The sequence below is a fragment of the Nocardiopsis ganjiahuensis DSM 45031 genome, assembly GCF_000341085.1.
GTDB lineage: Bacteria > Actinomycetota > Actinomycetes > Streptosporangiales > Streptosporangiaceae > Nocardiopsis > Nocardiopsis ganjiahuensis.
In genome coordinates, this window is sequence record NZ_ANBA01000020.1 from 181,173 (window position 1) to 193,439 (window position 12,267).

The following is a 12,267-nucleotide window of genomic DNA, read 5'->3' on the forward strand; positions in this document are numbered from 1 at the left end:
ACCGGCCCGCTGACCTCTCTCGGACGGTGGTGCCGTCAGCACCACCGATACCAGGCACCACAGCCCCACGCCACCCCGTTGGCCCCTTCCGGTCACCCGCGCATCTGTTTCCGTGAGGTACATCCGGTGTTTGTCCGAGAGAGCTCAGTGCACGGACCGTCCCTGTCCAGAGCAAGGAAAGGCCCCCATGGCGACCCCGCACCGACACGACCGGCTCTCCCGTTCCGAACGCGAACGCCCCTCCGCCAGCAAACGGACCGGGCCCGCCCTGACCCCGGAGGACCTCGTCCCGCACCTGCTCGGTCTGGCCCGGTCCCTGCGGGAGGGCGACGGAAGGACGCCTCCCGCCCCCACTCCCTACGGGAGCGGCGCCTGAGTCCTGCCCCGAGCAACCGTCCGGGGCAGGTCTGGGAACAGAAGCAGGGATCAGGGAAAGAGAGCGGCTCCCACCCCGTCCACCGGGTGGGAGCCGTGAAGGGCGGCCTCGCGGCCGCCGGGGTGGGGCACCGGTCCCCGCCCGCCGTCCTCGGGCGGGAACCGGCGGTCTGTGGGTCAGTCGAACAACGTGCCCCCGAACTCCTCGGCCTCGGCCACCGCGTGCGCCCGGGTGCCGACCGTGCGGGGCGGGTTGCGCCGGACGCGGTGCGCGGTCCGCCCCGGACGCGGAGCGGGGACCTCTTCTGCGGACCGCCGGTGGGTGACCGTGTCCACGCGCACGGAACCGAAGCCCTGCGCGGTGTACTTGCCGACCCCGGCCAGTTCCAGGAGTTGCAGCAGGGCGGCGAAGGTGTCGGGGCTCCGGTGTCCGCCGAGCGTCTCCAGGCGCAGCCCGCCGCGCCAGCCGAGCACCGTACGGCTCTCCGCGTGGTGGTGTTCGGCCAGCCGCACCTCCTGCCCGGGCAGTGCCGAGCGCCTGACCTGGGCCAGCCCGGTGAGGGCCTCCTCCAACCAGGGGGCGGCCAGGGCCGGCGGCGCGAATCGGGCCACGGCACCCACCGCACCGCTGCCGCCGACGATCCCGCCGCCGGAGCGGTGCACGGCGCCGAAGAGGCGCCGGGGGCTGGGCCAGATGTGCGGGATGCGTTCACCGGTGGTGTCCCGCGTGGTCATCACCACGGGTGTCCAGGTGCGCACGTCGGCGGCGCGCACGGCGACCGGGCCGCGCTCGGCGGTGAGCATCTCGGTGTAGGGGGTGTCGAAGGTCCGGGTCACCGAGAGGGGTTCGAGCACGTGGTCGCCGACGCGCTGGGCGACACCGACCAGCTCCCCCGGGTCCAGGGGCGCCGGGTTCTCGTCGTCCAACCAGGTGAGCGTCCAGTGGTGGAGCCGGTCGCCCAGGGGGCGGGGCCACCCGTTCATCGCCCAGCGTTTGGGCGCGGCGTGCTCGGAGGCAGGGTGGGGCCACCAGCGGTTGAGCAGCCCGTGGCAGTCCTCCGGCCGGATCGGTCGCGCCGTGTCCGCCCGGTCCCGCAGGACCAGGGTCCACCGTCTGGGCACCGGACATCACCCCTTCACGTGATCGTGACGGCGGTGGGCCACCGCCGTGCTCGGTTCGCCGGGGACTCCTCTCGGACAGTCCCGCACTGGAGTCCCTCTCGGACAGTCCCGCCCACCCGTACCCTCCGGGGCTCCGGTTCCCAGGCTCCCCGGCTCTCGTGCGTCCCCGTTGTTCAGGAGCCCTCCGCCAGCTCCAGCAGGCGCAGGACCGTGCGCCAGTTGCGGGCGGTGACCTCCCCCGGGCAGTGCCGTCCGACCACGGCGGGCAGCTTCGCCCCGCGCACACCGCGCTCGTGGTGGGTGAACACCTCCGTGGGGGTGACGGCGATGCGCTCGCCGGGGTGGGTGGCCGGGTCGATCGCGGACAGCGCGGCCGTGTCCACGGGCTCGGAGCAGAACAGCACCGTGAACACCGACGGGTCGGCCACGGGCAGGGGGTTGGCCGCCACCACGGCGCGGAGCTGGTCCAGGGTGCGCACCATCACGGGCACATCGAACCCGAACCGGTCGCGGACCGCCCCGCGGACGAGCGCGCCCACGGCCTCAGGGTCGCCCTCCTCCGAGGTGAGGACGGCGTTCCCGCTCTGGATGTAGGTGGCCACGTCGGTGTGGCCGAGTTCGGACAGCGCGGCCCGCAGTTCGGCCATGGGCAGTTTCCGGTGCCCGCCGACGTTGACCCCGCGCAGCAGCACGATGTGTCTGGTCATACCGGCCATGGTGCCCGAGACCCATGACAGTCGGTCGCTTGTCCCTCCTCGGGTTCAGGGACACAATGACTTGCCAGCACTCACCCCAGTCGAAGCGGAGGGGACGCATGCCCCGTCTGAGCCACACCCTCGACCTGTCACCCCTGGACAGGGAGGACCTGCGCCGGTCGGTCGAGGGCATCCACCGGGTCCTGCGCAGCTGCCGCTTCGACGAGGACGGCTACCTGCTCGCCCTGGCCGAGGAGGAGGTGGAGCGTCTGGACCGCCGGGCCGTGGAGCTCGGCGTGGTCGACGCCGAGCTCCACCGCGAGCGGAGCGAACGGGCCGAGGCGGAGGAGCGGGAGCGGAAGGCGGAGTGGGAGCGGACGCTGGCCGATCTGCAACGGGACACGGACGAGCTGAACCGGACCATCGCCGAGCTGAACGAGGAGCTCGGCCTGCCGCCCGAAAAGGAGGAGAAGGCCGCGGACGAACCGGAGCCCGAGGAGGAGGCCGAGCCGCGCACGCAGCTGCGCCTGCTCTCCGGTGCCCACCTGGCCCCCGGCAGCCACTACCTGCTCAACGAGCTGGACCTGGACGAGCACCCCCTCATCGCCGAGGAATACGACGGGTGGCTGGGCACCGACATCACCGTCGGCTCCTGGAGCGAGGCGGGCGTGTGCGCACTCGACTTCGCCATGCGTGACGTCCCCGACCAGCGAGCCGACGGCGGCGCCGAGGGCGGTCCACCGCCGCCGTCGACCTCGGGACGCCTCGAGCACGACCGCGGCGCCGAGGTCCTCACCCTCACCGCCACCCTGCGCTTCCCCGCGTCGAGCGCGTTCGTCCGGTGGGGTTCGCGCCTGCTCACGGTGGGCGTCACCGCCCGGGTGGACCTGCCCGGGTGGTACGCGTCGCTAAACGGGGCGGACGTGCCGGCCCCGGTCCGGCTCGAGGTGGAGCACCCGCTGGCCAGGGCCCTGGCCGAGGTCCGCCCGGAGCTCGGCGCCCAGCGCCGCTGGTCGGTCGACGGCACCCTGGACGTGCGCGGCAAGGGTCTGTCCCGCCCGATCGTGGCGGTCGCCGCCTGGGCGCTGCGGCGGTCCCTGCACCGCTCCGAGGACTGGTCCTTCCAGGAGCAGGTCGCACAGGTCGAGAGCGCGTGGGAGGAGGCCGCCCGCGGACTGCACGCGTTGCCGGCCCTGCTCGACGAGGTGGCCGAGTCGCTGGAACGGGCGGGCGGGACCGGGGTCAGTCGCGGTCGGCACCCCAACCGGTGAGGGAGCGCACCCGGAGTTCGGTGAAACGGGCGCTGTTGCGTTCCGGGGACAGCAGGCTGCCGATGACCGCGCAGGCGAACCCGATGGGAACCGCGACCAGGGCCGGGTTCTCCATGGGGAAGAACTGGATGTCGATCCGGGCCGGCAGCATGGACAGGTTCTCTCCGGTGACCGGGTCGGTCCTGCCCGACATCACCGGGGAGAACAGCATCAGCAGCAGGGTCGCGGACAACCCGCCGTAGATCCCCCACTCCACGCCCTTGGTGTTGAAGCGGCGCCAGAACATGGTGAGGACGATGACGGGCAGGTTGGCGGCGGCCGCGATGGCGAAGGCCAGCCCCACCAGGAAGGCGACGTTCTGCCCCTGGGCCTGCACCGCCAGGACGATGGAGACCGCGCCGATCACACAGGCGGAGAAGCGGGCCACGCTCACCTCCTGGGACTCGCGCGGGCGCCCCCACATGAGGATGTGGCCGAACAGGTCGTGCGCGATCGAGGAGGACGAGGCCAGGGTGAGGCTGGCGATGACCGCGAGGATGGTGGCCAGCGCCACCGCGGAGATCAGCGCGAGCAGCACGGCGGCGCCCACCGGGCCGGCGGTCAGCCGCCCCAGCTCCTCGGCGAGCAGGGGGACCGCGGAGTTGCCCGAGGGGTCCAGGGACATGATGCGCTCGGACCCCACGAGGGCGGCGGCGCCGAACCCCAGGGCGAGGGTCATGAGGTAGAAGGCGCCGACCATGACGATGGTGCGGTTGACCGAGGAGCGGGCGGCCCGGCCGTCGGTCACCGTGTAGAAGCGGATGAGGATGTGCGGCAGGGCGACCGTGCCCAGGACCAGCGCCAGACCCAGGCTGATCAGGTCCATCTTGTTGAAGAAGGTCTGTGTCGCGTCCCCGGGCACCTCGACGCCCAGGCGCAGTCCGGGTTCGAGGAAGGCCTGTCCGCGTCCGCTGGCCTCGGCCGCACCGCTGAGCAGGGCTCGCGGGTCGAAGGAGAACAGGGCCAGCACCATGGCGGTGAGCAGTCCGGTGGCGGTGAGCAGCACCACGGCCTTGATGATCTGCAGCCAGGTGGCCGCCTTCATCCCGCCGTACATGACGTAGACGATCATCAGCACGCCCACCAGGACGATGGCGCCGGTGCGGGCCTGGTCCGCGCTCAGCCCCAGGAAGGTCCCGCCGTCGTGCAGGCCGAGCAGCACCGCGACCAGGGCGCCAGCCCCCACCATCTGCGCCACCAGGTAGAACACGCACACGGTGACCGTGGAGACGGTGCAGGCCAGCCGGACGCGCATCCTGCGCATGCGGAAGGCCGGCAGGTCGGCCATGGTGAAGCGGCCGGTGTTACGCATCAGCTGGGCCATCGGCAGCACCAGCAGCCAGGCCACCAGGAAGCCGATCGAGTACAGGAAGCCGTCGTAGCCCTGGAGGGCGATCATCCCGGCGATGCCGAGGAAGGAGGCGGCGGACAGGTAGTCGCCGGTGAGCGCGAGCCCGTTCTGGGTGCTGGAGAAGCCGCGGCCGCCCGCGTAGAAGTCGACGGCGCCCTTGGTGGTGCGCCGGGCGCGGATGGTGATGGCCAGGGTGACCAGGACGAACAGCGCGCACAGGCCGATGGTCCAGGCGTGCGCGACCCCGAACTGGCCGCCGAGCGCACTGCCCAGGCCCGCCGCGCTGCCCTGGTGGAGGGTGGCGGTGCCCATCAGCCGACCACCCGTCCGTCGGCCGTGTCCTCGGCCCGGGCGTGGTCGCGGATCTCCTCGGCCAGCGGGTCGATGGAACGGACGGAGAAACGACCGAACGCCCAGGCGAGCACGAAGGTGAGCAGGAACTGCCCGACCCCCATCACCAGGGCCACGTTGACGGAGTCGACGATCTGCACGCTCATGAAATCGCGCGCGTAGGCGGAAAGAAGAAGATAGGAGAGGTAACTGAACAAGAAGGTGCCGACCAGCGCACCCGCTTGAAGTGCGAACCTCCTACGGAGTTTCACAAAACGCGGGTCGACGGACATGCGTTCACAGGCGTGCGCCATATCCGCCTCCGCCCGGACGCGGGCCGCTCTCCCGCCCCCGGCCCGGAACGGTTCCCCGGCACCGTCACCACGCCTTCTGGACGTGCCTTCCATGTACTCGACCACGGCCATCCCCCCGAACACGGAAAATCCTCCCCGCGCACGCGGGGCCCTTGTGCCTGTCGCCGAATCCGCTCCCCAACGGACCACGGCCTTTCCCTCGGCGCGCGCCGGCAAGGGCGCGTCGGCCGGTTTCCCGGGACGGCTCGTCCCCTCGTCGGACGCTCTCCCATCCCGGGGTGGCCATCACACTAACGACACACCCCGCACCGTGTTCACCAAATTCACAAATCGGCTGGAACAAATACGGGCACCGAGAACAGGAAAAGGGACAGAAGGCGTTTCCGGGGCGCGGCCCGGGCCGAACAGCGGCCACTGCAGCGACCGGGATCACAGCACCCGACCCGAACGGACCACCTGGTCATCAGGCCACACGCGGCACAGGACGGCGCAGCGACCCCTCCGACTTCGCTAGGCTTCGGGGCGACCCCGCCCCATCACGGAAACCGGGCTCATCACCCGTTTCCGCGTTCGTACACGTGTATGATTACGGGGTCCGCACAGTTCACGCGATACCGAAGGGAAATCCCCGCCGTGGTCACCGAGGTCTTCACGCGCAAGTACTGCGATCCCCACGCCGTCCGCGAGGAGAAGGTCGAGGCGACTGAGGTCATTCAGTTCGCCTGGGAGGGCGCTGTCCGCGAGGTCGACGCCTGCGAGGAGTGCTTCAAGGAGCACGAGACCCGCTACGAACCCCTCGTCGACTACTCGCGTCCGGTGAAGAAGCGCCGCGTCACCAAGAAGACCGCGTCCGCTGCCACCGACAAGTCCGAGAGCTCCGACTCCGACGCGGACAGCGACGACAACTAGGGCCTGTTTTTCTGGATGCTTTCGCTCGTGTCGGCGGAGCCGACATCGAGCGAGCGGCCGTCCAGGCAATCTCTCGCAAGACGATGAGCGAGGTCAGCCTGGGTTTGGCTGTCCGAGTGACATCGGCGCAGCGAGAGGCCGCCTGGTGGCCGCGAGCGCGGAATGATCCAAAAAACAGGGCCTAGGTAGTCCGCACGGACCCACGGGACCGTGCGAGAGCGGCCTCATCGCGTCAACCGCGAAACGGGGGTCGGCGGCACCCCCGGTGGCCGCCGACCCCCGTTTCCGTGTCCGCCGCCCGGGGCCGGGGCGGACACCGGGCACCTACGGGGTGCGGAAGAGCTTGCGGTTGACGAACTCCGCCATGCCGTACTCCCCCAGCTCCCTGCCCACACCGGACGCCTTCACCCCGCCGAACGGCAGGTCGGCCTGGGTCCGCGACGGCGCGTTGACCGACACCATGCCCGTGTCGAGACGGTCCCCGACTGCCAGGGCCGCGTTCTCGTCCGCCCCGAAGACGACACCGCCCAGACCGTAGGGGGTGTCGTTGGCCAGAGCGACCGCCTCGTCCACGGAGCCGACACGGTGGACCACGGCGACCGGACCGAAGATCTCCTCCCGGTAGGCGCGTGTGCCGGGCGCGACACCGGTGAGCACCGTGGGCTCCACGAAGGCGCCCTCGCGGTCGGGCCGACCGCCGCCGGTCAGAACGGTCGCACCGTGGGCGACGGCGTCCTCCACCTGCCCGACCACGTGCTGTGCGGCCGCCTCCGAGGACAACGGGCCGAGGTCGGTGCCCTCCTGGCCGGGGTCGCCGACCCGCAGGGCCGCGACCCGCTCCACGAACGCCGCCACGAAGGCGTCGTACACCTCGTCCAGCACGACGAACCGCTTGGCGGCCGTGCACGCCTGGCCCGCGTTGCCCATACGCCCGACCACGGCGGCGTCCGCCGCACGCTCCGGGTCGGCGTCGGCCAGCACGATGAACGGGTCGGACCCGCCCAGCTCCAGGACGGTCTTCTTCATCGCCCGCCCCGCGAGCTCGCCGACGGCCCGGCCCGCCCGCTCCGAACCGGTGAGCGAGACCCCCTGCACGGCCGGGTGGCCGATGATCCGCGCGACCTGCGCCTCGGTGGCGTACAGGTTGGTGTAGACGCCCTCGGGCAGCCCGGCGTCGGCGAACAGCGCCACGATCGCCGCGGCCGACTCGGGGCAGCTCGGCGCGTGCTTGAGCAGGACGGTGTTGCCGAGCGCGATGTTGGGCGCCGCGAACCGCGCCACCTGGTAGTAGGGGTAGTTCCACGGCATGATGCCGAGCAGGACGCCGATCGGCTCGGTTCGCACGGTCGCTGAGCCCTCGGCCACGTCCAGGGGGCGGTCGGCGGTGAACGCGGCCGCGTTCTCCGCGTAGTAGTCGTGGATGTCCGCGCACAGGTCGACCTCGCCGAGCGCCTCGGCGGTGGTCTTGCCCATCTCGCGGGTGATGATCGCCGCGAGGTGGTGGCGGCGCTCTCGCTGGAGCCCGGCCACGGCGGCCAGGAAGCGCGCCCGCTCCGCGACCGGCCTGCGACGCCAGCTCCGGAAGGCCTCGGCCGCTCCGTCGACGGCGGCGTCGACCTCGGTGTCCGTGGCGGTGGGGAAGCGTCGGACCAGACGGTTCGTGGTCGGGTCGACGACGGCGTACTCGGTCACGCGCGGTCCTCTCCGGGGACGTAGGGGGTGGCGGGGCCGAGCTCGCCCGCGCCCAGGCGGCGGGTCACATCGGTGAGCAGGGTCAGTCCCGCGATCAGGTCGGCGTCCTCGGTGTACTCGCCCACGTTGTGCGAGACGCCGCTGACGGAGGGGACGAAGAGCATCACGGTGGGTACGTGCTCCTTCATGTTGATCGAGTCGTGCCCGGCCACGGTCATGATCGGCTCGCTGCTCAGACCGAGCCGCTCGGCGCTGCTGCGGGCGAGGTCGACTCCGGAGGGCTGGTAGGGGTTCACGCCCCAGGCGTGGGACAGGTGCCGCTCCACGGTCACACCGGTCTCGGCCTCGATCTCGGCGACGCGCTCCAGCAGCAGCTCGTTGGCGCGGGCCAGGACGTCCTCGTCGGGTGAGCGCAGGTCCAGCAGCAGCTCGACCCGCGAGGCCACGACGACCGGGGAGTTCGGGTAGACGTCCAGCTTCCCGACTGCGGTGTGCAGGACACCGGGGAACCGGTCCGCCAGCTCGCGGGCGGCGACGACGAGCAGGGAGGCTCCCAGGAGCGCGTCCCGGCGGTCCGGCATCACGGTCGCACCGGAGTGCGCCTGCTCTCCGCGGACGGTGATCTCGTACTTGCTGGCCGCCCAGGAAGCGCTGACCAGCCCGATCGAGGAGCCGGAGTCCTCCAGGACCCGGCCCTGCTCGATGTGGATCTCGGCGCAGAAGACCGCCTCGGGGCCGTCGCCGTCCCCGAGGAAGCCGGTGGGCGCCAACGCCTCGGCCACGGTGGTCCCGGTCCGGTCGCGAGTGGCGAGAGCGGTCTCCAGGCCGAGCCGGCCCGTGTACACGGCGCTGCCCATCATGGACGGCTCGAACCGGGAGCCCTCCTCGTTGAACCAGTTGACCACGGCCAGGTTGTGGACCGGCGGGGACGCGGGGTCGGGCTCCTCGGACGCGACGCGGAACACGGCGTGCGCCGCGGCGAGCACCCCGTAGGCCCCGTCGAAGCGCCCCGCGGTGGGCTGGGAGTCCATGTGGGAGCCGACGACGACGTAGGGGGCTCCGGGAACGCGCTCGAGCAGCCCGAACTGGTTGCCGATCCGGTCGTAGACCACGCGCAGGCCGTTCTCCTCGAGGAGGTCGGCGAACCAGCGGCGCTGGGCGTTGTCGGGTTCGGTGGCGGCCTGGCGGTCGACGCCGCCCTCGGGGGTCGCCCCGAAGGTGCTCATGGTCGCGAAGTCGTCGAGGAAGCGCTGGTCGTCCTCGTTCCGCGCCGGGGTCGGCGCGGCGGTCGGTCGGCTGGTGGGCATGGGTCGTCCTCTGTTCGAACGGTGGGACCGGACACGGGTGGTCAGGACACGGACGGGGACCGGACCCCGGGGTCCTGCCGCAGGTGCAGGACCGCGGGCCCGCCGCTCTCCCGGGCGCGCTGCAGGGCCTTGCGGAAGTCCGCGGTACCGGACACCGTCTCCCCGTACCCGCCGAAGGAGCGCGCCAACGCGGCGAAGTCGGGGTTGGTGAGACCGGTCCCGGAGGGCCGTCCCGGGTAGTGCCGTTCCTGGTGCTCGCGGATGGTCGCGAAGACGCCGTTGTCCACGACGATCGCGACGAACGCCGCTCCGTACCCGACCGCGGTGGCGATCTCCTGGCCGTTCATGAGGAAGCAGCCGTCCCCGGCCACGGAGACCACCTGGCGTCCGGGGTGGACCAGGGAGGCGGCGACGGCCGCCGGGATCCCCATCCCCATGGCCCCGTTGCGAGGAGCGAGGAGCGAGTGGCCGGAGCGGTGCTCCAGGTACCGCGCGGGCCAGATCGCGTGGTTGCCCGCGCCGTAGGTGATGACGGCGTCGTCGTCGAGTTCCTCGCGCAGCACGGCCATGACCGCGGTGAGGTCGACGAAGCCGTGCTCCTCCTCCGCCTCCGTGCGGGCGCCCGTGTCGGCCCGGTCGTCCTGTGCGGGGGTGGAGAAGGCTTCGTGGGCGGCGCGGGCCCGGGCCAGGCGTGCGGGGTCGTGCCGGAGGGGTTCTCCCCCGGCCTCGGTGAGCGCGGCGACGAACTCGGCGGGGGCGGCGACCACGTGCTGGTCGAGGCGTCCGCTGTGGCCGAGCGGCTCACCGGGGAGCACGAGGACCGTCTCGGCTCCGCCTCCCAGGGTGTAGCCGTCGCTGAGCACGTCGGTGCGCGACGTGCCGACGAACAGGGCCAGGTCGGCGTCGTCGAACAGGGCGGCCGCGGCGTCGGAGCGCCCGTATCCGAGCGCGCCGGCGTAAGGGCTCTCCACATCCGCCAGGCGGTGGGGCACGGCGTCGTAGGCGCGGAAGTCGGCCAGTACCGGGACACGGCGCTCGGCGGCCCAGGCCATGAGGGCCGCACCGGCCTCGTCGGTCCAGCTCTCGCCGCCCACCACGACGACGGGGCGCTCCGCCCGGTCGACCCTGGCGACGACGTCGGCGACCGCCTCGGCGGAGGGCCGCCCGGTCGTGGCCACGCGCGGCTCCACCACGGAGGAACCCGGTACACGGACTCGGATGACGTCCTCGGGCAGACCGATCACGACCGGTCCGGGGCGGCCCGAGCGCGCCGTGTGGACCGCCTCGGACACCACCCGCGCGGCCGAGGCCGGGTCGTCCAGCGTGACCACCCTCTTGGCGGTGCTGCCGAACCACCCCGTGAGGTCGAACTCCTGGAAGGACTCCCGGCCCCGGTCGGCGACGGGGATCAGCCCGACGAACAACAGGAGCGGGGTGGCGTCCTGGTACGCGGTGTGCACGGCGATGAAGGCGTTGGCCGCACCCGGCCCCCGGGTGACCATGGCCACCCCCGGCAGCCCGGTCAGCCGTCCCTCCGCCAGCGCCATGAAACCGGCGCCTCCCTCGTGGCGCGTGACCACGGTGGTGATGGCGGAGTCGTGCAGTCCGTCGAGGACGTCGAGGTAGGACTCTCCGGGCACCCCGTACACGCGCTCGACGCCCTCGTGTTCGAGCTGGGCGACGATGAGGTGGCCCGCGGAGCGGGGAGCGTCCGTGTGCGCGGGATCAGTGGTGGGCATCGTGTGCGGGATCCTTCTGGGTGGTGTCGGGGTGGTGGTGCCGCTGGTGTCGGGGCGGCGGGCCGGTGGTGCGGGGTCAGAGCGCGAGGAGCCCGTCGAGGGGTTCCCCCGCGCGGATACGGGTGAGGAGTTCCGGTTCGGCCAGGTCGGAGCGGCGGGCGTCGTCGGCCAGGGAGGGGTCGAAGGTGTCGGGGTCGAGCACGAGGAGTCCGTTCTCGTCGCCCAGGACGAGGTCGCCGGTGCGCACGCGCGTACCGCCGACGGTGACGGGCGCGCCGACCCCGTCGGCGGCGGTGCCCAGCCGCTTGGTCGTCAGGCAGGTGGTGCCCCGGGCGTACACGGCCAGACCGCTCTCCCGGAGGGCCGACAGGTCGGTGACGGGGCCGTCCACGACGATGCCCGCACCGCCCCGGGCGCCCACGGCGGCGGCCGTGACGGCCCCGATCGGCGCGTGCAGTCCGCCGGCCACCTCGATCACCAGGACCCCTCCCCGCGCGAGGCCGACCACGGCCCGGTTGACCGCGAGGGCGTCGGGTTCGGCGAGGCGCACGGTGTGCGCCACCCCGGCCAGCCGCGGGACCGGTGTGAGGCTCCGGACCCCGGGGTCGCAGAACCCCTCCTCCAGCACGTGCCCGAGGGTCGGGATCTCGACGTCGGCGAGGGTGTCGAGGAGCGCGGCCGCCCGCGCGCCGCGGTCAGCCACGGGGCTCACCGCCCCCGCGGCCCGGCCGACGGCCCTCGGCCTCCTCGGCCACGACGGCCACGCAGTCGATCTCCAGGGCCACGCCCCACAGGGAGACGCCCACGGTCGTACGGGCCGGGAGCGCGTCCCCGAACACCTCTCGGTAGACCCGGTTGTAGGTGTCGAGCTGTTCGGGGTCGGTGAGGTAGCCGTTGACCTTGACCACGTGCCCGAGTGAGCTCCCGGCGGCCTCCAGGACGGCGCGGAGGTTGTCGAGGGCCCGGGTGAGCTGCGCGGCGAAGGTGTCCGGAGCGGTGCCGGAGGCGTCCACGGGCAGCTGCCCCGAGGTGTACACGAAACCGTTCGCGACCACCGCGTGGGAGAACGGGCCCACGGGTGCGGCCAGCCCTTCGACCGTGTCAATGCGGGTGGGGGTCACGG

Annotated in this window: 12 protein-coding genes; 3 read left to right on the plus strand and 9 right to left on the minus strand. The window is 72.4% G+C overall.

All coding sequences use genetic code 11. From position 1 onward, the window contains the following. Positions 1–187: 187 nt before the first annotated feature. Complete coding sequence (locus tag D458_RS0126595; RefSeq protein ID WP_017589757.1) at positions 188–376, plus strand: hypothetical protein; 189 nt, start codon at positions 188–190, stop codon at positions 374–376. A gap of 176 nt (positions 377–552) precedes the next feature. Here the strand turns inward: D458_RS0126595 and cas6 are convergent, their stop codons facing one another. Further along, a complete protein-coding gene (gene cas6 / locus D458_RS0126600; protein ID WP_017589758.1) occupies positions 553–1,497 on the minus strand; it encodes a CRISPR system precrRNA processing endoribonuclease RAMP protein Cas6 in 945 nt (314 codons plus the stop codon). A gap of 173 nt (positions 1,498–1,670) precedes the next feature. After that, on the minus strand, positions 1,671–2,213 hold the full coding sequence (locus D458_RS0126605; protein WP_017589759.1) for a DUF1697 domain-containing protein: 543 nt from the start codon (positions 2,211–2,213) through the stop codon (positions 1,671–1,673). A 98-nt stretch (positions 2,214–2,311) separates the two neighbouring features. Here D458_RS0126605 and D458_RS34330 point away from each other — a divergent pair, with 98 nt between their 5' ends. Beyond that, positions 2,312–3,463, plus strand: a complete 1,152-nt coding sequence (locus D458_RS34330; protein ID WP_017589760.1) for a hypothetical protein — start codon at positions 2,312–2,314, stop codon at positions 3,461–3,463. Here the strand turns inward: D458_RS34330 and D458_RS0126615 are convergent. Both D458_RS0126615 and D458_RS0126620 read right to left on the minus strand, forming a co-directional pair. Further along, positions 3,435–5,165, minus strand: coding sequence for a solute symporter family protein (locus tag D458_RS0126615; RefSeq protein ID WP_017589761.1), 1,731 nt, complete (start codon positions 5,163–5,165; stop codon positions 3,435–3,437). The genes D458_RS34330 and D458_RS0126615 overlap by 29 nt on opposite strands. Next, positions 5,165–5,602 (minus strand): DUF485 domain-containing protein, encoded by a 438-nt coding sequence (locus D458_RS0126620; RefSeq protein WP_026119706.1) that lies wholly within the window; start codon positions 5,600–5,602, stop codon positions 5,165–5,167. Before D458_RS0126620 ends, D458_RS0126615 begins: the two co-directional genes overlap by 1 nt. A 528-nt stretch (positions 5,603–6,130) precedes the next feature. Here D458_RS0126620 and D458_RS0126625 point away from each other — a divergent pair. Next, the gene (locus D458_RS0126625) at positions 6,131–6,406 is read left to right on the plus strand and encodes a hypothetical protein (RefSeq protein WP_017589763.1); all 276 of its coding nucleotides are present in this window, start codon (positions 6,131–6,133) and stop codon (positions 6,404–6,406) included. Between the two features lie 324 nt (positions 6,407–6,730). Here the strand turns inward: D458_RS0126625 and D458_RS0126630 are convergent, their stop codons facing one another. The 5 genes from D458_RS0126630 to D458_RS34335 all read right to left on the minus strand — a co-directional run bounded on the left by D458_RS0126630 (position 6,731) and on the right by D458_RS34335 (position 12,265). Then, positions 6,731–8,098, minus strand: a complete 1,368-nt coding sequence (locus tag D458_RS0126630) for an NAD-dependent succinate-semialdehyde dehydrogenase (protein ID WP_017589764.1) — start codon at positions 8,096–8,098, stop codon at positions 6,731–6,733. Further along, the gene (locus D458_RS0126635; protein ID WP_017589765.1) at positions 8,095–9,405 is read right to left on the minus strand and encodes a M20 family metallo-hydrolase; all 1,311 of its coding nucleotides are present in this window, start codon (positions 9,403–9,405) and stop codon (positions 8,095–8,097) included. Before D458_RS0126635 ends, D458_RS0126630 begins: the two co-directional genes overlap by 4 nt. Before the next feature lie 41 nt (positions 9,406–9,446). Beyond that, positions 9,447–11,144: a thiamine pyrophosphate-dependent enzyme gene (locus D458_RS0126640; protein WP_017589766.1), complete on the minus strand. Its 1,698-nt coding sequence runs from the start codon at positions 11,142–11,144 to the stop codon at positions 9,447–9,449. A 76-nt stretch (positions 11,145–11,220) separates the two neighbouring features. After that, positions 11,221–11,847 carry an RraA family protein gene (locus tag D458_RS0126645; RefSeq protein ID WP_026119707.1) on the minus strand — a complete coding sequence of 209 codons (627 nt, stop codon included), beginning with the start codon at positions 11,845–11,847 and terminating at the stop codon, positions 11,221–11,223. Next, a complete protein-coding gene (locus tag D458_RS34335) occupies positions 11,840–12,265 on the minus strand; it encodes a RidA family protein (RefSeq protein WP_204366932.1) in 426 nt (141 codons plus the stop codon). The genes D458_RS0126645 and D458_RS34335 overlap by 8 nt, the downstream gene beginning before the upstream one ends. Between the last annotated feature and the right edge of the window lie 2 nt (positions 12,266–12,267).

Coding starts and splice junctions, on each gene's coding strand:
- D458_RS0126635 (WP_017589765.1), bottom strand. CDS start 9,405: ATGCCCACCAGCCGACCGACCGCCGCGCCGACCCCGGCGCGGAACGAG.
- D458_RS0126595 (WP_017589757.1), top strand. CDS start 188: ATGGCGACCCCGCACCGACACGACCGGCTCTCCCGTTCCGAACGCGAA.
- D458_RS0126640 (WP_017589766.1), bottom strand. CDS start 11,144: ATGCCCACCACTGATCCCGCGCACACGGACGCTCCCCGCTCCGCGGGC.
- D458_RS0126605 (WP_017589759.1), bottom strand. CDS start 2,213: ATGGCCGGTATGACCAGACACATCGTGCTGCTGCGCGGGGTCAACGTC.
- D458_RS34330 (WP_017589760.1), top strand. CDS start 2,312: ATGCCCCGTCTGAGCCACACCCTCGACCTGTCACCCCTGGACAGGGAG.
- D458_RS0126615 (WP_017589761.1), bottom strand. CDS start 5,165: ATGGGCACCGCCACCCTCCACCAGGGCAGCGCGGCGGGCCTGGGCAGT.